Raw genomic sequence first — 19,588 nt, forward strand, 5'->3', positions numbered from 1 at the left:
TAGATTGTCGGACAATGTCTAGCGCTAATCGGCTGGAAAAGAATCTTTTAAGTGCACGGTCATTGTTTGCGGGAGTTTGTCGGAACAGTGGAATTTGACGTCAAAAAAGTAGTGGACGCCTGATTTCAAACTGTGTCAGCTTGCTTTCGCCTGCTTAGGGCGAGTGATAGGACGATCTCGCCAGGGATTGTCGCTATCTGACAAAAACTGTTCCATTGATTACAAGGAAGTGTGTTTATGTCGACAATAAAAAAGAGCGCTATTGCATCTGCCGAACAGCAACTCGAGCCATTGGCCGCAGCAAGTTCGGCGTATAACCAGATCAATAGCTTTAGCCACCAATACGATCGTGGCGGCAATCTCACGGTTAACGGCAAGCCTTCGTTCTCAGTCGATCAAGCCGCCACGCAATTGCTGCGTGACGGCGCTGCGTTCAAGGACCTGAACGGTAACGGCAAAATCGATCTGTCCTATACCTTCCTGACCTCGGCCTCCTCGAGCACCATGTACAAGCACGGTATCTCCGGGTTCAGCCAGTTCAGCGCCCAGCAGAAGGCCCAAGCAGTGCTGGCCATGCAATCCTGGGCCGATGTGGCCAATGTCGTGTTTACCGAGAAAGCCTCGGGTGGCGACGCTCGCATGACCTTCGGCAACTACAGTGGTGGCCAGGACGGCGCGGCGGCCTTCGCCTACCTGCCGGGCACCGGTGCCGGTTACGACGGTACCTCCTGGTACCTGATCAACAGCAGCTACACCCAGAACAAGAATCCCGACCTGAACAACTATGGCCGTCAGACCCTGACCCATGAGATCGGTCACACCCTGGGCCTGGCTCACCCTGGCGACTACAACGCAGGCGAAGGCAACCCAAGCTACAAGGACGCCAGCTACGGCCAGGACACGCGTGGCTACAGCATCATGAGCTACTGGAGTGAAAGCAACACCAGCCAGAACTTCAGCAAGGGCGGGGTCGTGGCCTATTCGTCCGGTCCGCTGATGGACGATATCGCAGCCATCCAGAAACTCTACGGGGCCAACTACGGCACCCGTGCCGGCGATACCACCTATGGCTTCAACTCCAACACCGGGCGCGACTTCTACAGCGCCAGTTCGTCTGCCGACAAGCTGGTGTTCTCGGTGTGGGACGGTGGTGGCAACGATACCCTGGACTTCTCCGGGTTCACTCAAAACCAGAAGATCAACCTCAATGAGGCCTCGTTCTCCGACGTTGGCGGCATGGTGGGTAACGTCTCCATTGCTCAGGGCGTGACCGTGGAGAACGCCATCGGCGGTTCGGGCAACGATCTGTTGATCGGCAACAACGCTGCCAACGTGCTCAAGGGCGGTGCCGGCAACGACATCATCTACGGTGGCGGTGGCGCCGATAAGCTCTGGGGCGGTTCGGGTTCGGACACCTTCGTGTTCGGCGCCAGTTCCGACTCCAAGCCGGGCGCGGCCGACCAGATCATGGATTTTGTCAGCGGCCTGGACAAGATCGATCTGACCGGTATCACCAAGGGTGCAGGCTTGCATTTCGTCAACGCCTTCACCGGCGCGGTGGGTGACGCCATCCTCACTACCTCCGGGGGCGTCAGCACCCTGTCCGTGGACTTCTCCGGACAGGGCGTGGCGGACTTCCTGGTCAGCACCGTTGGCCAGGCAGCCGTCAGTGACATCGTGGCCTGAGTGAAGTAGGCGGAAGGCGGCGCCGATGCGCTGCCTTCCGTTCTTGCATTGGCCCCGGGGCTGAGCGAGTCTACCGGGCGGACGGAGCACCCTATGACCCCACACACCTTGAGTTGCAAGGCGGCCACCTGGCTGCTGGCGACGCTGACGATCTTTTATGGAGCAATAACCATGGCAAGCAGCCTGCGCTTGGCGGACCCCTCGGAACTGGTTGGACACTGGCAGTTGCAGCAACAGAGCGAACCTGGCGCCGCCTGTGCCCTGGACCTGTTGCAAAACGCAGCCCTGGGAGACGGCGCCGAGTGCCTGTCGAAGTGGATCGGTGAGGCGGCGGTGGGCTGGTTTCCGGAGCCCGACGGTATTGCCATCACGGGGCGGGAAGGTTCAAGGATTATCTTTTTCAGTCGACAGAGAGAAGGCCTGTACGAAGCGCGCCTCAAAGGCGACGGTTTGATCGTGTTACAGCGTGCTGGCTAATTAAGGCAGCAGGCTGTTCGTTTAATCTTGGGTGGTTGTGGTTTTAGTTTTACCACTCTTTTAATCGACAGGTTTTTAACCGGATGACTGTTAACTACAGTTGTCTGGTTTGGGTGTGTCCGCAGACTTTGAGACTAAGGGGCACACATCTTTAGTTGCGCCGTATATGAGGTGCTCGCGTTCGGCGCGCAGGGTCGGCTCAGGGAAATGTTGAAGATGCTGAATAATAGTCATCCTGCACCACTGTTCAAGGCATTGGGCGAATACAAGGGCATCCTGATCAGTGTCGGCTGTTTCACCGCGTTGATTAATGTGCTGATGCTGGTGCCCTCCATCTATATGTTGCAAGTCTACGACCGGGTGCTGTCGTCGCAGAATGAGACCACTCTGGTGATGCTGTCGCTGATGGTGGTGGGCTTTTTCCTGTTTATCGGGCTGCTGGAAGTGGTGCGCAGCTTTATCGTCATCCGCATCGGTAGCCAGTTGGAGCGCCGCTTCAACCTGCGGGTGTATCAGGCTGCATTCGAACGCAACCTGGCCCGTGGCGAAGGCCATGCCGGCCAGTCACTGGGCGATTTGACCCATATCCGCCAGTTCCTCACCGGGCCGGCGTTGTTCGCCTTCTTCGATGCCCCCTGGTTTCCGATCTACCTGCTGGTTATCTATGCCTTCAACGTCTGGCTCGGGGTGTTCGCCACGGTGGGCGCGGTGTTGCTGATCGCCCTGGCGTACCTGAATGAAGCCATGACCAAGAAACCCCTGGCCGAGGCCAGCGGTTTTTCGCAACGCTCCACCCAATTGGCCACCAGCCATTTGCACAATGCCGAGACCATTCAGGCGATGGGCATGCTCGGTGCCTTGCGCAAGCGCTGGTTTGCCGTGCACTCGCGCTTTCTCGGCCTGCAGAACGAGGCCAGCGACACAGGTTCGGTGATCAGTTCCCTGAGCAAGACCCTGCGTCTGTGCCTGCAATCCCTGGTGCTGGGCCTGGGCGCCTTGCTGGTGATCAAGGGCGACATGACCGCGGGGATGATGATCGCCGGGTCGATCCTCATGGGCCGGGTCCTGAGTCCCATCGACCAGTTGATCGCGGTGTGGAAGCAATGGAGTTCGGCCAAGCTGGCCTATGGTCGGCTGGACGCGCTGCTGCGCGAGTTCCCACCCAGTGACAGCGCCATGTCGCTGCCGGCGCCCAAGGGCCAGGTGAGTTTCGAGCAGGTCAGCGCCGGGCCTCCCGGACGTCGGGCGGCGACCCTGCAGCAGGTGAGCTTCAGTATCAATGCCGGTGAAGTGCTCGGGGTGCTGGGGGCCTCCGGTTCCGGCAAGTCGACCCTGGCTCGGGTACTGGTGGGCGTCTGGCCGACCCTGGCCGGCACGGTGCGCCTGGACGGCGCCGACATTCATCGCTGGAATCGCGATGAGTTGGGTCCCTACATCGGCTATTTGCCCCAGGACATCGAACTCTTCACCGGCAGCATCGCCGAGAACATCGCACGCTTTCGCCAGGCCGACCCGGAGCAGGTGGTCCAGGCCGCGCAGCTGGCCGGAGTGCACGAGTTGATCCTGCGCCTGCCTCAAGGCTACGACACCGTGCTTGGCGATGACGGCAGCGGCTTGTCCGGGGGCCAGAAGCAACGGGTGGCCCTGGCCCGGGCACTGTATGGCAATCCCAGCCTGGTGGTGCTCGACGAGCCCAACTCCAACCTCGACACCGTGGGCGAGAGCGCCCTGGCGGCGGCGATTGCCCAGCTCAAGGCCCGGGGGACCAGCGTGGTTCTGGTGACCCATCGCTCGTCGGTGCTGGCCCTGGCCGACAAGCTGCTGGTACTCAATGAAGGCCGCCTGCAGGCCTTTGGCCCCAGCCAGGAAGTACTCAAGGCGTTGGCCGGTGCCCAGCAGCCCCAGTCACTCCAACCCCAGGAACCGGCCAGACCCGCCGCTGCAGCCGCACCCGGTGGCTTGAGCATGAGCCGCCAGTATCAGGCCCCGACACGGAACAAAGGCGCATGAGCAAGGACAGCAACATGATGATCGAAGAGGGTTACGCGCCGGAACGGGTTGAGCGTGATGCGGGCTTTTTCGCGCGCATGGGCTGGATACTGGCCCTGGTGGGGGCTGGCAGTTTTTTCATCTGGGCCGCGCTGGCTCCACTGGATCAGGGGATTCCCGTGCAAGGCACGGTGGTGGTGTCCGGCAAGCGCAAAGCGGTGCAGTCCATGAGCAGCGGCGTGGTCAGCCGGATTCTGGTGCGCGAAGGCCAAAGCGTGAAGCAGGGCCAGCCGTTGTTCCGCCTGGATCAGACCCAGGTGGCGGCGGACGTGCAGTCGCTGCAGGCCCAGTACCGCATGGCCATGGCCAGCCTGGCGCGCTGGCGCAGCGAGCGCGACAACCTCAAGCAGGTGGACTTCCCGCCGCAGTTGAGCAACAGCGACGACCCACGCCTGGCCCTGGTGCTGGAAGGCCAGCGTCAGCTGTTCAGCAGCCGCCGTGAGGCGTTCTCCCGCGAGCAGGCGGGCATCCGCGCCAATATCGAAGGCGCCACCGCGCAACTGGCGGGCATGCGCCGGGCGCGCACCGACCTGGCCAGCCAGGCCGAGTCCCTGCGCCAGCAACTGAGCAACCTGCAGCCTTTGGCCGACAACGGCTACATCCCGCGCAACCGCTTGCTGGAGTACCAGCGCCAGTTGTCCCAGGTGCAACAGGAGCTGGCGCAGAACACCGGTGAAAGCGGGCGCATCGAGCAGGGCATTCTCGAGTCCCGGCTCAAGCTGCAACAGCACAGCGAGGAGTACCAGAAGGAGGTCCGCAGCCAATTGGCCGAAGCCCAGCTCAAGACCCAGACCCTGGAGCAGCAACTGACCTCCGCCGGCTTCGACTTGCAGCACAGCGAAATCATCGCCACTGCCGACGGCATCGCGGTCAACCTGGGGGTACACACCGAAGGCGCCGTGGTGCGCCAGGGTGAAACCCTGCTGGAAATCGTGCCCCAGGGCACGCACCTGGAAGTGGAAGGGCGGTTGCCAGTCAACCTGGTGGACAAGGTCGGCCCCCATCTGCCGGTGGACATCCTGTTCACCGCCTTCAACCAGAGCCGCACGCCACGGGTGCCGGGGGAAGTCAGCCTGATATCCGCCGACCAGATGGTCGACGAGAAGACCGGCATGCCGTACTACGTGCTGCGCAGCAGCGTCAGCGACCAGGCCATGGAGAAGCTCAACGGCCTGGTGATCAAGCCCGGGATGCCGGCGGAGATGTTCGTGCGCACCGGCGAGCGTTCACTGCTCAATTACCTGTTCAAGCCTCTGCTCGACCGGGCCAGCTCTGCATTGACCGAAGAATAAGGATGTCGCGTCGTATGAGTAAGCTTTCCATTCTCGCCGCGGCCTTGTCCTTGCTGGTGTGCCAGGGGGCCCAGGCCATGGGTCCGTTCCAGATCTACGAACAGGCGCTGCGCAATGACCCGGTGTTCCTCGGCGCCATCAAGGAGCGCGATGCCGGCCTGGAAAACCGCGCCATCGGCCGCGCCGGTCTGCTGCCCAAGGTGGGCTACAGCTACAACAAGGGCCACAACAACTCCAAGGTCACCTACCTGGACACGGTGCGCGGCAGTGTCAGCGAAAAACGCAACTACGACAGCTACGGCTCGTCCCTGACCCTGCAGCAGCCGCTGATCGACTACGAGGCCTACGCCAACTACCGCAAGGGCGTGGCCCAGGCCCTGTTTGCCGACGAGAACTTTCGCGGCAAGAGCCAGGAGTTGCTGGTGCGGGTGCTCAGTTACTACACCAAGGCCCTGTTCGCCCAGGATCAGATCGAGATCGCCCTGGCCAAGAAGAAGGCCTTCGAGCAACAGTTCCAGCAGAACCGGCACATGTTCGAGCAGGGCGAGGGCACCCGTACCGACATCCTCGAGGCCGAGTCGCGCTACGAGCTGGCCACCGCCGAGGAGATCGAGGCCCGGGACGAACAGGACGCGGCCTTGCGTGAACTGGGGGCGCTGATTGGCGTGCCCGACCTCGACGTGCGCGATCTCGACCCCTTGCAGGAAAACTTCCAGTCCTTTGCCCTGAGCCCGGCCAATTACGACACCTGGCATGAGATGGCCCTGAGCAACAACCCGGTGCTGGCCTCCCAGCGGCAACGGGTCGAGGTGGCGCGTTATGAAGTGGAGCGCAACCGCGCCGGGCACCTGCCCAAGCTCAGCGCTTACGCCAGCGTGCGGCAGAACGAATCGGAAAGCGGCAACACCTACAACCAGCGCTACGACACCAACACCATCGGCATCGAAGTCAGCCTGCCGCTGTACGCCGGTGGCGTGGTGTCGGCCTCCACTCGCCAGGCCAGCCGCGCCATGGAGCAGGCCGAGTACGAACTGGACGGCAAGACCCGCGAGACGCTGATTGAACTACGCCGGCAATTCAGTGCCTGTCTATCGGGGGTGAACAAGTTGCGGGCCTACCAGAAAGCCCTGACCTCGGCCGAGGCCCTGGTGGTTTCGACCCAGCAGAGCATTCTGGGCGGCGAGCGGGTCAACCTCGATGCGCTCAATGCCGAGCAGCAGCTCTACACTACCCGGCGTGACCTGGCCCAGGCTCGTTATGACTACCTGATGGCATGGACCAAGTTGCATTACTACGCAGGAACCTTGCGAGAAGAAGATCTGGCCAGGGTCGATGAAGCCTTTGGCCAGCGCACAGCGCCGTAGACGGCCCGGGATCGGACCTGCCGGCGCTGAAATAACAAGGAGAAAGGAATGAGCATCTTCGACTACAAAAATGCCCTTGGCGGTGCCGGCAAAGCCCAGTACAGCGATGCCATCACGCTGGCCTTGTATGCTTCATCGCCCACCGGTGAAGCCCTGCCGGGCACCTCATGGCGACCGATCAGCGCCTCGCAACTGGGCTACCAGGGCAACATCAGCGCCCAGGGCACCATTTCCGGCGAGCAGTCTTCGGTCGGCGACGCTCAGGTCGAAATCCTGGGCAAGTACGATGCCACCGGGCAGTTGCTGTCCATCGGCATCAGCTTTCGTGGCACGGATAGCCTGGCGGACGGGATCAACGACCTGCAGGCGGCCTTTGTTCCAGGTTTTGCCGACAACTACAGCCGCTTGGCTTTCGACCAACTGCTGGGCAAGGTTGCCGCCTTCGCCAACGCTCAGGGCTTGAGCGGCAATGATGTGCTGGTCACCGGGCACAGCCTCGGCGGCCTGGCGGTCAACAGCCTGGCGACCATGAGCGCGGAGCATTGGGGCGGGTTCTACAAGGACGCCAGCTATGTGGCCTTTGCCTCGCCGACCCAGAGCGCCGACAGCCAGCAGGTGCTGAACATCGGTTATGAAAACGACCCGGTGTTCCGCGCGCTGGACGGCACCCATTTCAACGCCTCGTCCCTGGGCACCCATGACAAGCCACAGGAGTCGGCCACCAACAATATCGTCAGCTTTACCGATCACTATTCGTCGTTGTCCGGCAAGCTGGTGCCCCAGAGCATCCTCAACCCCTGGTCCTGGTCGGCCCATAGCGCGGTCGACTACGCCGCGGGGCTCAACCGCGTGATCAATTCGGACTTCTATGACCTGACCCGTCGCGATTCGACGGTGGTGGTTTCCAACCTGTCCGAGGACAAGCGCGACCAGGTCTGGGTCAAGGACCTGAATCTCTACGCCGACCAGCACAGCGGCAGCACCTTCATCATCGGCACCCAGAGCAACGACCTGCTGCACGGTGGCAAGGGCAACGATTACCTCGATGGCGGGGCCGGTGATGACCGTTTCCGCGACGACGGCGGCTACAACATCATCCATGGCGGTTCGGGTCATAACGTTTTGCAGCTGCAGCAGCCGCTGAAGAACTTCTCCATTGCCAATGACGGCGACGGCACTTTGTACATCCGCGATGCCTATGGCGGCATCAGCATGACCCGGGATATCGGCGCCCTGGTCAGTCACGAGGCCGGGAGCTGGTGGCAACTGCTCGGCAAGGACGTCAGCTATAGCGTGACCGCCGACGGCTTGCAGAACGGCAACCAGTGGACCGCCTACAACCACTCCCTCAATGGCGATGCCTATGGCAATGCGCTGGTGGCCAGCGTCAATGGCGATTGGCTGTTCGGCCATGGCGGCGACGACCTGCTGAGCAGCGATAAGGCCAACGTGACCTTTGTCGGCGGTGCCGGCAACGACGTCATGTACTCCAGCGGAGGTGGCAGCAACACGTTCCTGTTCAGCGGCAACTTCGGCCTCGACCTGATCCACGGCTACCAGAGCAACGACAAGCTGGTGTTCATGGGCGTGCCCGGCATCGATGCCCATTACGACTACAGCCAGCACCTGTCCCAGAGCGGCAACGACACCTTGCTCAAGGTGGGCGACTACTCGGTGACCCTGGTGGGCATCGGTATGGAGGGGCTCAACGGTTCAGGCATCGTGTTCGCCTGATTCAGCCTCGGCCGGGGGAGCGCAGGATTCGCTCCCCCGGGCTTTGCGGACCTTGAACCCAGAGGGCGTCGGGGTGGCTCCCCTGAAGTCGCCGGCAACACCCTGATCCGTCCTGGATGGACGATCGAACAACAACAAAAAACGAGAAGTCATCAACATGGATGTCAGATGTCATCAGTTCAACAGGCTGGCGGGCACCCCGTGCCTGGCGTTTGCCGCAGGCCTGCCGTTGACGGCCGCCCAACGCCGTTCGGCACACCGGCCAGTGGGGCGTTCCCGCCCCCATGCCATCGGCGCTCTAGCGCCAGCCATGGCACCTTTCCCTTATCTGAACAACCAGCAAGCCCAGCAGGTGCTGCCCAGTCCCGTGCGCCTGTGCGGCTGCGTTGGCGCGCCTGGGGTGTTGGTGAGCGACACAAGGGTGTCGGAGTCAATCTGCAATGGCGTTTCCACGACGTCATTCGAGCGGCGGGCAGGGAGCCTGTCAGGGTCATTTCGCAACACAACTAAGGAAGGTCGTAGTGAAGCAAGTCAAACGCAAGGATGGCGCGGTGCTTGGGCAGGAACGTGGGTGGTTGCCCCTGGCTCCGGCCCTGTTGGGTTGGATGGCCTTGATGGGCACAGCCCAGGCGGCGCCCTATGTGGAGAACGGCCGCCGCGGTGATGCCGCGAGCTGGCGCAGCAGCGAGTTCAAGGCCGATTGGGGCCTGGGGGCGATTCATGCCGACAGTGCCTATGCCGCCGGTTACAGCGGCAAGGGTGTCAAGCTGGGGATCTTCGACCAGCCGGTGTATGCCCAGCATCCGGAGTTCGCCAGCCCGGGCAAGGTGCTGACCCTGGTCACCAGCGGCACTCGTCAATACACCGATCCCTATATTCCGGTGCGGGCCGGCGATGCCTTCGTCTATGACGGCCGACCTTCGGTGGGCTCGGACGGCAAGCTGGGGTCCCACGGCACCCATGTCGGCGGGATTGCCGCTGGCAACCGCGATGGTGGGGCGATGCACGGGGTGGCCTTCGACGCCCAGATCATCAGCGCCGACAACGGCGATCCCGGCCCGGAGGACGGCATCATCCTCGGTAACGATGGCGCAGTGTACAAGGCCGGCTGGGACGGCCTGGTGGCCAGTGGCGCGCGGATCATCAACAACAGCTGGGGCATCGGCATTACCGAGCACTTCAGCAAGGGCGGTCGTGATCCGGCGTTCCCGCACTTCACCCTGGACGATGCCCGGGCGCAGTTCGCGCAGATCCAGCCGTTGCTGGGCAGCTTGCCGGGCGGCGCCTACGACGGGGCGATCGCCGCAGCCCGCAGCGGGGTGCTGACGATTTTTGCCGCCGGCAACGATTACAACCTGAACAACCCCGACGCTATCGCCGGGCTGGCCTACTTCGTGCCGCAGATTGCCCCCAACTGGCTGACCGTGGCGGCCTTGCAGCAGAACCCCGACACCAGCAGCGCCGATCCCTATGTCATCAGTACCTTTTCCTCGCGTTGCGGCTACACCGCGAGCTTTTGCGTGTCGGCCCCCGGCACCCGGATCTACAGCTCGGTGATCGGTGGCACCAGCCTTGCGAACATGACCCTGGGCTACGCCAACAAGAACGGCACCTCCATGGCCGCGCCCCATGCGGCCGGTGCCGCGGCGGTGCTGATGGAGCGTTTCCCCTACATGAGCGCGGCACAGGTGGCCAGCGTCCTGCGCACCACGGCCACCGACCTGGGTGCCCCGGGCATTGATGCCTTGTACGGCTGGGGGATGATCGATCTGGGCAAGGGGATTCGCGGGCCCGGCATGCTGGTGACCGAAGCGGATATCCCTGAGGAGTTCCGTATCCAGGGCGGCTACGGTTCGACCCAGTTCGTCGCTGACCTGCCGGGCTATGGCGCGTTGCTGGATGCCGGCAAGCCGACCCAGCGGCGCTGCAATGACATCAGTTGCGTACTGGATATCTGGAGCAACGACATCAGTGGCCACGGCGGCCTGACCAAGCAGGGCGTCGGCACCCTGGTGCTCAGCGGCGCCAACACCTACGCCGGGCCGACCCTGGTCAATCAGGGGCGGCTGGCGGTCAACGGCTCGCTGCTGTCGGCGGTGACGGTGAACGCTGGTGGCATCCTCGGCGGCACGGGCCGCGTGGGCGCACTGACCGCCAACGCGGGCGCGATTGTGGCTCCGGGCAACTCCATCGGCACCTTGCATGTCAGCGCCGATGTGAACTTCCTCCCGGGTTCGACCTACGCGGTGGAGGTGTCTCCCAGCGGCAGCGACCGGATCGTCAGCGACGGCCAGGCAACCCTCGGCGGGGCGAGCCTGGCTCTGGAGCTGGAAAACCCGGGATTGTCCCTCAATGCACAACGGGTCCCGAGCCTGGTGGGGCGGCAACTGGATATCCTCCAGGCCGCCAATGGCGTGCAGGGCAGCTTTGGCCCGGTGCTGTCCAACTCGCTGTTTCTGGGGGGCAACCTCAATTACAGCGCCGGCGGTGTGCAGCTGGCGGTGGCGCGCAATGCCACCTCGTTCAGCAGCATCGGCCTGAGCCCCAACCAGCGTTCGGTGGCCGATGCTGCCGAGCAACTGGGGGCGGGCAACCCGGTGTATGAAAGCCTGCTGCTGGCCGCCAGCGCGGCCAGTGCACAACAGGCCTTCGAGCAACTGTCCGGGGAAATTCATCCGGCCGTTGGCAGCCAGTTGCTCAATGACAGCCGCTACCTGCGTGACGCGATGGGTGAGCGGCTACGCCAGCAGGGCGGGGACGCGGTGCCTACCGTCGAGGGCGGCGAGCAGGGGCTGTGGCTCAAGACCCTGGGCGCCTGGGGCAAGGCCGACGGCGGCCAGGATCGAGCCGGCTACACCAGCTCCATCGGCGGCCTGCTGGCCGGTGTCGACGGGCAAGTGGACCCGAGCACCCGCCTGGGCGTGTTCACCGGCTACAGCGACAGCTCGCTGAGCATGGGCGATGGCCGGCATTCTTCGGCCAGCATCGACAGCTACCATCTGGGCGCCTACGCCGGACGCGAGCTTGCGCAACTGCGCCTGAGCCTGGGCGGTTCCTACAGCTGGCACCGCATCGCCACTCGGCGCGAGCTGCAATACGACGAGGTTGCCGATCGCCAGAAGAGCAAGCGTGATGCCCGCAGCCTGCAGCTGTTCGGCGAGGCGGCGTGGCACCTGGATCTGCAGCCCATGGCCCTGGAACCCTTTGCCAGCCTGGCCTATGTGCAGGTGGACAGCGAGCGTTTCAAGGAACACGGCGGCGCCACGGCACTCAAGGGCGATAGCGACAATCGCGAGGCTTGGCTCTCGACCCTGGGCATGCGCGCCGGCAAGCAGTTGCAGTTGTCTTCCGGGCAGACTGTGGAACTGTCCGCTACCCTCGGCTGGCAGCACAATCTGAGCGCCACCGGCGCCGACCAGCATCTGGCGTTTGCCGACGGTGGACAAAGCTACAAGGTGCAGAGCCTGTCACTGGACCGCGATGCGGCGGTCGTCGGTGCACGGGCGGGCATTGCCCTGGGTCGACAGACCCGGGTCAATCTGGATTACAACGGGTTGCTGGGCAGCCGTGACCGGAACCATGGGGTCGGCTTGACCCTGGACTGGACTTTCTAAGACCCAGGCAACGGATGTGCAAGGTGTTGTACAGGTCCTCCAGACCCGGAAACGGGGCCTGCGAGGGCCTGAGCTTTCTCTGACAATTCCAACAAAAGAGAGGCAATACCATGGGTGTCTTTGACTACAAGAACTTCACCGCAGCCGATTCCAAGGCGCTGTTTTCCGATGCGCTGGCGATCACGCTGTACTCCTATCACAACCTCGACAACGGCTTCGCCGTGGGTTACCAGCACCACGGCTTCGGCCTGGGCCTGCCGGCGACCCTGATCACCGCGCTGATCGGCAGCAGCGATTCCCAGGGCGTCATCCCCGGTATTCCCTGGAACCCGGACTCGGAGCAGGCCGCCAAGGACGCGTTGCACCAGGCCGGGTGGTCCACCCTCAGTGCCCAGCAACTGGGCTACAGCGGCAAGGTGGATGCCCGGGGCACCTTCTTCGGCGAGAAGGACGGCTACGGCACGGCCCAGGTGGAGATCCTCGGCAAGTACGATGCCCAGGGCCACCTGAGTTCCATCGGCATCGCCTTTCGCGGCACCAGCGGCCCTCGGGAATCGGTGATCGGCGACACCATCGGTGATGTCATCAGTGACCTGCTGGCCGCCCTGGGACCCAAGGACTATGCGAAGAACTACGCCGGTGAGGCCTTCGGCAAACTGTTCGCCGATGTGGCGGCTTTTGCCCAGGCCAATGGCCTGTCGGGCAAGGACATTCTGGTCAGTGGCCACAGCCTGGGCGGGCTGGGGGTCAACAGCCTGGCGGACCTGAGTGCCGATCGCTGGTCCGGGTTCTACAAGGATGCCAACTACATCGCCTATGCCTCACCGACCCAGAGCAGCAGCGACAAGGTGTTGAACATCGGTTATGAAAACGACCCGGTGTTCCGCGCCCTGGACGGTTACAACTTCAACCTGTCGTCCCTGGGGGTGCACGATGCCCAGCAGGACTCGGCCACCAACAACATCGTCAACTTCAACGACCATTACGCCTCGACCCTGTGGAACGTGCTGCCGTTCTCGATCCTCAACATCCCCACCTGGATTTCTCACTTGCCCACCGGCTACGGCGATGGCCTGACCCGGGTGCTGCAGTCGCAGTTCTATGACTTCACCAGCAAGGACTCCACCATTGTCGTCGCCAACCTGTCGGACCCGGCCCGGGGTAGCACCTGGGTCCAGGATCTGAACCGCAACGCCGATACCCACAAGGGCAGCACCTTCATCATCGGCAGCGACGGTAACGACCTGATCCAGGGTGGGGGCGGCAACGATTACCTGGAAGGCCGCGACGGCAACGACACCTTCCGTGATGACGGCGGCTACAACATCATCCTCGGCGGCAAGGGCAGCAACACCCTGGACCTGCAGCACTCGGTGAAGGACTACAGCTTCGCCAGCGACGGCGCCGGGACCCTGTACGTGCGCGACGCCAGCGGCGGGATCAGCATGACCCGCGACATCGGCGCCATTCAGAGCAAGGAGCCGGGGTTTCTCTGGGGCCTGTTCAAGGATGATGTGGTCCACCAGGTCACCGACCAGGGGTTGAAGGTGGGCAGCCAACTGACCCAGTACGCGTCTTCGGTGAAGGGGGACGGCGGCGACAACCTGCTCAAGGCCCATGCCGGCGGCGATTGGCTGTTCGGCCTGGATGGCAACGATCACCTGATCGGCGGCAAGGGCAACGATGTCTTCGTCGGTGGCGCCGGCAATGACCTGATGGAGTCGGGTGGGGGCAACAACACCTTCCTGTTCACCGGTCATTTCGGCCAGGACCGCATCCTCGGCTACCAGAGTGGCGACAAGCTGGTGTTCATGGGGGTGAGCGGCGTGCTGCCGGACCAGGACTATCGGGCCCACGCCAGTAGCAGCGGCAATGACACCGTGCTGACCTTCGGCCATGACTCGGTGACCCTGGTGGGTGTCAGCCTCGCGCACCTCAACGGCTCGGGCATCACCCTCGCCTGATGGACCTGCAGCGTGGGGCTCGCAACGGGCTCCACGCTGACTTGGCAAGAAAATCGTGACCTGTCGGTCGGTTGGCGACTCAAATACTTGTAAAACCCAAGCCTGGTCATGCGTTACCCAAGGTATTGAGCAGTAATCGATTCAAGGAAAAGGCAGGAGAGTGTTGACAGTGAGTAATAGCAAGAGGTGTGCGGGCGGACTGGTGCTGGCCCTGTGGGCGCTCATGGCATCGGCCGAAGAGCTGCCTCAGAGCTCGATTCTGAAACGTTACGGAGTCACCCCGGATCAATTGCCGGCCGGCCAGCCGGCGCCAGCCGAGAAAGAGGAGCCGGCACCCAGTCGCTTCAATCTGCAGCCGGAGCAACCCATTGCAAATTTCCGTCTGGGGGACGGCAAGGCGCCAGAGAGCACGGGCAACATCAGTATCGATAACGCCGAAGCCCGGGAGCGGCAGCGCTGCCAGCAAGTGCGTGACGAGATGTCAAAGCGCGGCAAGCCCCTGGGGATTGTCTGCGAGCCGGGGCAGGGACCCTTTCCCTGGTCGCACTGAGGTGCACGGCTGAATCATTGTTCCTGGCGAACGGTGGCCACATCGTCCGCCTTGACCCGGATGGTCTTGCCGGAAATGTCCTGGAATTCGTAGAAGCCATCAGCGGTCTTGGTCTTGGGCTGGTCCCGGGTCAGGTACTGGGTACCGTTCTGCAAGGTCACCACGGTGGGTGAGGCGCAGCCGGTCAGGGCCAGGGCGGCGACACTGGCCACGAGCAATCCCAGGTTCTTCACATTCATATAGACCTCTTATCGGTAGGGGTATCCGTGTTGCGCCGGACACTATAAGCATGGCCCCTTGGTGTCGTGAAGGCGACGAAAGTTCGCCTGGGCACTGGAAAAATCTTCTTCCCGCCATTTATCCAATAGTGTTTGCCAGACCGGGGCGTCGGCTGTTATCTGTACGCATAACCAGTATCAGTCCAGCCGTGGCGCCTTCGTTCAGTGACTTCCAATCCCCTCGAGAACCCCTTTTATTACCTGCACAACTTCCAGCAAGTCCTGAACTGGCTGGAGCTGCGCTATGCCGATGTGCTGCGCGATGAAGAGCAGCGTTTCATCACCGATTTCGCGCAGTTGCCCCAGCCATCCCAGGCCTTGCTGGTGCGCATGGTGATGCGCAAGGGGCGGCATTTTCGCCTCGGCAAGTTGCGTTACCCGGAGATCGGCGACAGCGCCCGGGCCCTGCAGCCGTTGCTGGCGTTGGGCTGGGTCGATGAGCAGGCGCCCTTGGCCCTGGACGAGTTGTTCGGCCTGCTGCAAAAGGCCGAGATCCTGCAGTGCTTCAGTGACCAGGGGCTGGTGGCCAAGGCCAAGAAGAACCAGTGGCTGGAGACCCTGCAGGCGCTGTACCCGCAACCCCGGGCTTTCGGCCAATGGTGCCCGGCACTGGCGGACCGGCTGCTGAGCCTGACGGTCATGCCGTTGTGCGATCGCCTGCGCTTGATGTTCTTCGGCAATCTCTACCAGGACTGGTCGGAATTCGTGCTGGCGGACCTGGGGATCTACAGCTACGAAAAGGTCGAGATCAGTGCCGATGCCCGTGGCTTGCGCAGCCGTGACGATGTGGACGGCTTCATCTACCTGCACCAGTGTCAGGAAGCCTTCGAGGCCGGGGAGGAGGTGGACGCGGTGCTCGCGCGCATCGCGGCTTTCAGCACCGCCAACCCCTGGCTGGAGAAACGCCGCGGCAAGCTGTTGTTCCAGCTGGGGCAGCATTGCGAGCGGTTGACGGACTGGCGGCAGGCCCGGGAGATCTACCAGCAATGTGCCTACCCCGGTGCTCGCCTGCGGTTGATCCGGGTCCTGGAGCTCAGTGCCGAGTATCAGGCGGCGCTGGCGCTGGCCGAGCAGGCTGCGGCGGCGCCCCAGAGCGCTGCCGAGGCCCAGCAGCTGCTGCGGGTCATGCCCCGGCTGCGGCGCAAGCTGGGTGGCCCGCCGGCGCCCCGGACGGTCAGCCGCGAGGTGGCGCGACTGGATCTGTGCCTGCCCCGTGACGCCGATGGGCTGGCGGTGGAGCTGCATGTCCAGGCCCATCTGCAGCAGCCCCAGGCGCCGGTGCACTACGTGGAAAACAGCCTGATCAATTCGCTGTTCGGGTTGCTGTGCTGGCCGGCGATCTTCGCCCCCTTGCCCGGGGCGTTCTTCCACCCGTTCCAGCGCGGGCCGGTGGATCTGCTGAGCGAGGACTTTCATCAGCGGCGCAGCGATCTGTTCCAGGCCTGCCTGGAGGAGCTGGACGATGGTCGCTACCGGGACAGCATCCGCCAGCGGTTTGTCGACAAGTGGGGCCTGCAGTCGCCCTTTGTGTTCTGGGGGGCCTTGACCGAGGAGTTGCTGGAGCAGGCCCTCGACTGCCTGCCGGCCGAGCACCTGAAACACTGGTTTGAGCGCCTGTTGCTGGATATCAAGGCCAACCGGGCCGGTATGCCGGACCTGATCCAGTTCTGGCCCGAGGCCAGGACCTACCGGATGATCGAGGTCAAGGGCCCGGGGGACCGCCTGCAGGACAACCAGCTGCGCTGGCTGGACTTCTGCCAGGAGCACCGGATGCCGGTGGCGGTGTGCTATGTGCAATGGCAGGACCTGTCGACGTGAGCTACCGCATTGCGGTGCGGGCCCTGTGCGAGTTCAGCGCCAAGAGCGGCGACCTGGATCTGCGTTTCACCCCATCGCCTACCGCCCTGGAGGGAATAGTCGGGCACCGCACCGTGGCGTCCCGGCGCAATCCCGGCTACCAGAGCGAAGTGGCCCTGGAGGGTCAATACGGCGAGTTGCTGGTCAAGGGCCGGGCGGACGGTTATGACCCGGCGCAGAACCTCCTGGAGGAGATCAAGACCTATCGGGGCGACCTGGCGCGCATGCCCGACAACCACCGGCAACTGCACTGGGCCCAGGCCAAGGTCTATGGCTGGCTGTTGTGCCAGAGCCTGCAGCTGCCGAGTGTCCGAGTCTCGCTGGTGTATTTCGACATCCTCAGCGAGCAGGAAACCGCCCTGGTGGAGGAGCACAGTGCCGAGGCATTGCAGGCGTTCTTCAATCGACAGTGCGCGGTGTTCCTGGAGTGGGCGCAGCAGGAAATGCGCCACCGCAAGGCCCGGGACCAGGCCACTGGGGCCCTGGTCTTTCCCCATGGCGAGTTCCGCCCTGGCCAGCGGCACCTGGCGGAATCGGTGTACAAGGCGGTCAGCACCGGCCGTTGCCTGCTGGCCCAGGCGCCCACCGGCATCGGCAAGACCCTGGGCACGATCTTTCCCATGCTCAAGGCCATGGCCCCGCAGCAACTGGACAAGCTGCTGTTTCTCACCGCCAAGACCCCGGGGCGGCAGTTGGCGCTGGATGCGGCCCGGGTGCTGTTCGCCAGCCAGTCCCAACTGCCGTTGCGGGTCCTGGAACTGGTGGCCCGGGACAAGGCCTGCGAACACCTGGACAAGGCTTGCCACGGCGAGTCCTGCCCGCTGGCCAAGGGGTTCTACCAGCGTCTGCCCGCGGCGCGTCAGGCGGCCAGCCAGGTACCGATGCTGGATCGCCAGGCGCTGCGCGAGGTGGCCCTGGCGCATCAGGTCTGTCCTTACTACCTGAGTCAGGAGATGGCCCGCTGGAGCGATCTGGTGGTGGCCGACTACAACTATTATTTCGATTTCAGCGCCTTGCTGTTCGGCCTGGCCCAGGCCAATCAATGGCAAGTGGCGGTGCTGGTGGACGAGGCCCATAACCTGGTGGAGCGCGGGCGTGGCATGTACAGCGCCAGCCTGGATCAACAAACGCTGGCCAGCGTGCGCAGCACTGCGCCCCAGGCGCTGAAAAGTTCGTTGCAACGGCTCAACCGCGAATGGAACGCCTTGCACAAGGAACAGCTCGCGCCATACCAGGCCTATGGCCAACTCCCGACGGCCTGGCTCAGGGCGCTGGCCTTGTGTGTCGCTGCCCTGGGGGACTACTTCAACGAGCAGCCTCAGGGCCTGGACGTTGGTTTGCAGGGGCTGTATTTCGAGCTGCTGCAATTTGCCCGGGTGGCGGAGTTGTTCGATGAACAGCAGTTCATCTTCGATATCAGCAAGCGCTCCCTGAGTGCCAGGCGCAGCCTGTCGCGGCTGAGCCTGCGCAATGTGGTGCCGGCGCCGCTACTCGGGCCGCGACTGACGGCGGCTCGCAGCACCGTGCTGTTTTCCGCCACCCTCAACCCGCAGCATTACTACCGCGACCTGCTGGGATTGCCCCAGACCACGGTGTGGCTGGACGTGGAGTCGCCGTTTGCCGCCGCGCAGCTGGACGTGCATATCGTCAGCCGCATCTCCACCCGCTATGTGCATCGACAGGCGTCCCTGGCGCCCATCGTCGAACTGCTGGCCCAGCAGTTCGCTGCGCGGCCGGGCAACTACCTGGCGTTCTTCAGCAGCTTCGATTACCTGCAGCAAGTGGCCGAGCTGTTGGCTCGCGAGCACCCGCAGATTCCCCTGTGGTTGCAGTCCAGGGGCATGGATGAAGCGTCGCGCCTGGGCTTTCTCCAGCAGTTTCGTGCAGAGGGGCAGGGCATCGGGTTCGCCGTGCTCGGCGGGGCTTTCGGCGAGGGCATCGACTTGCCGGGCTCAAAACTTATCGGCGCCTTTGTCGCCACCCTCGGGCTGCCTCAGCTCAACCCGTTGAACGAGCAGATGAAACAACGCATGGCCCGGCTGTTTGGCTCCGGGTACGACTACACCTACCTCTATCCCGGACTGCAGAAAGTGGTGCAGGCGGCAGGGCGGGTGATTCGCAGCCAGGCCGATCGGGGCGTGTTGATGTTGATCGACGATCGCTTTGCCGAGCCCAGGGTGCGGCAGTTGTTGCCGAGCTGGTGGGCCGTGGACGCCCAAGACCCGGCGTCGGCTGGTGAGATTTCGAGGTGATAGCGCGGAGCTGAAGCCGCTTGCCACCGGCGTTTGTGCGCCGGGGGCGAGGGTCACTGGCCCTGGCGGACCCGGACGAAGCGCCGCAGGGTCTGGCCCGGGCCGGTGCTGAAGCGAGTTGGCCGGGGTTGACCTTCATCGGCGGCGATGAACACGAAGTCGTCCTCAGTCAGCTCATAGCTGGCGGGCAAGGGCTTGCCCGCATCCGCGCCGATGGAGTCGATCCAGGTGATCGACTTGGGGGTGGTGCTGCTGTCGAGGGTGAAGCTTCCGGCCAGCAGCACGTCTCCCGCCACCGTCAGCACGCGAAACTGATCACCTTCGATCAGGGTCAGGGCCCCGGGCGCACTGTGTTCGTCCGGCGGATTCAGCACGCCGCTGTCCTCCATTGAGATTTGCTCCCAGGCTCCCTGCAGGCGCTGAAGTTCCAGCGAGTCGTTGCTCCTGGCTGAGGATGCAGTATCCATTGTC

Annotated in this window: 13 protein-coding genes; 11 read left to right on the forward strand and 2 right to left on the reverse strand. The window is 63.5% G+C overall.

Annotated elements, in window-relative coordinates; translation table 11 throughout:
• Window positions 1–237 precede the first annotated feature (237 nt).
• The 9 genes from Q8O96_RS22375 (at window position 238) to Q8O96_RS22415 (ending at window position 14,730) form a co-directional block, all read left to right on the forward strand.
• Entirely contained in the window at window positions 238–1,686 is a 1,449-nt protein-coding gene (locus tag Q8O96_RS22375; protein ID WP_115579979.1) for a serralysin family metalloprotease, read from the forward strand.
• Window positions 1,687–1,779: 93 nt separating this feature from the next.
• The gene (locus Q8O96_RS22380; protein ID WP_102865135.1) at window positions 1,780–2,163 is read left to right on the forward strand and encodes an AprI/Inh family metalloprotease inhibitor; all 384 of its coding nucleotides are present in this window, start codon (window positions 1,780–1,782) and stop codon (window positions 2,161–2,163) included.
• 216 nt (window positions 2,164–2,379) lie between these two features.
• Window positions 2,380–4,173 carry a type I secretion system permease/ATPase gene (locus Q8O96_RS22385; RefSeq protein ID WP_102865134.1) on the forward strand — a complete coding sequence of 598 codons (1,794 nt, stop codon included), beginning with the start codon at window positions 2,380–2,382 and terminating at the stop codon, window positions 4,171–4,173.
• 14 nt (window positions 4,174–4,187) lie between these two features.
• On the forward strand, window positions 4,188–5,504 hold the full coding sequence (locus Q8O96_RS22390; RefSeq protein ID WP_371826200.1) for an HlyD family type I secretion periplasmic adaptor subunit: 1,317 nt from the start codon (window positions 4,188–4,190) through the stop codon (window positions 5,502–5,504).
• Window positions 5,505–5,518: 14 nt separating this feature from the next.
• Window positions 5,519–6,868 (forward strand): TolC family outer membrane protein, encoded by a 1,350-nt coding sequence (locus Q8O96_RS22395; RefSeq protein ID WP_371826199.1) that lies wholly within the window; start codon window positions 5,519–5,521, stop codon window positions 6,866–6,868.
• Window positions 6,869–6,916: 48 nt separating this feature from the next.
• Window positions 6,917–8,602 (forward strand): polyurethanase, encoded by a 1,686-nt coding sequence (locus tag Q8O96_RS22400; RefSeq protein ID WP_305949420.1) that lies wholly within the window; start codon window positions 6,917–6,919, stop codon window positions 8,600–8,602.
• Window positions 8,603–9,207: 605 nt separating this feature from the next.
• Window positions 9,208–12,216 carry an autotransporter domain-containing protein gene (locus Q8O96_RS22405; RefSeq protein ID WP_305949494.1) on the forward strand — a complete coding sequence of 1,003 codons (3,009 nt, stop codon included), beginning with the start codon at window positions 9,208–9,210 and terminating at the stop codon, window positions 12,214–12,216.
• A gap of 110 nt (window positions 12,217–12,326) precedes the next feature.
• Window positions 12,327–14,180, forward strand: coding sequence for a polyurethanase (locus tag Q8O96_RS22410; protein ID WP_102865130.1), 1,854 nt, complete (start codon window positions 12,327–12,329; stop codon window positions 14,178–14,180).
• Between the two features lie 169 nt (window positions 14,181–14,349).
• Window positions 14,350–14,730 carry a hypothetical protein gene (locus Q8O96_RS22415; protein WP_102865129.1) on the forward strand — a complete coding sequence of 127 codons (381 nt, stop codon included), beginning with the start codon at window positions 14,350–14,352 and terminating at the stop codon, window positions 14,728–14,730.
• Window positions 14,731–14,744: 14 nt separating this feature from the next.
• Here the strand turns inward: Q8O96_RS22415 and Q8O96_RS22420 are convergent, their stop codons facing one another.
• Window positions 14,745–14,969, reverse strand: a complete 225-nt coding sequence (locus tag Q8O96_RS22420; protein WP_305949421.1) for a YgdI/YgdR family lipoprotein — start codon at window positions 14,967–14,969, stop codon at window positions 14,745–14,747.
• 204 nt (window positions 14,970–15,173) lie between these two features.
• Between Q8O96_RS22420 and Q8O96_RS22425 the strand changes: the two genes are divergently transcribed.
• The gene (locus Q8O96_RS22425) at window positions 15,174–16,826 is read left to right on the forward strand and encodes a VRR-NUC domain-containing protein (RefSeq protein ID WP_102865127.1); all 1,653 of its coding nucleotides are present in this window, start codon (window positions 15,174–15,176) and stop codon (window positions 16,824–16,826) included.
• Window positions 16,823–19,117 (forward strand): ATP-dependent DNA helicase, encoded by a 2,295-nt coding sequence (locus tag Q8O96_RS22430; protein WP_305949422.1) that lies wholly within the window; start codon window positions 16,823–16,825, stop codon window positions 19,115–19,117. Before Q8O96_RS22425 ends, Q8O96_RS22430 begins: the two co-directional genes overlap by 4 nt.
• Before the next feature lie 53 nt (window positions 19,118–19,170).
• Here Q8O96_RS22430 and Q8O96_RS22435 read toward each other — a convergent pair whose 3' ends face one another.
• Entirely contained in the window at window positions 19,171–19,584 is a 414-nt protein-coding gene (locus Q8O96_RS22435; RefSeq protein WP_102865125.1) for a TIGR03067 domain-containing protein, read from the reverse strand.
• Between the last annotated feature and the right edge of the window lie 4 nt (window positions 19,585–19,588).

The sequence above is a fragment of the Pseudomonas sp. LPH60 genome (genome assembly GCF_030718165.1).
In the GTDB taxonomy this organism is placed as follows: domain Bacteria; phylum Pseudomonadota; class Gammaproteobacteria; order Pseudomonadales; family Pseudomonadaceae; genus Aquipseudomonas; species Aquipseudomonas danubii.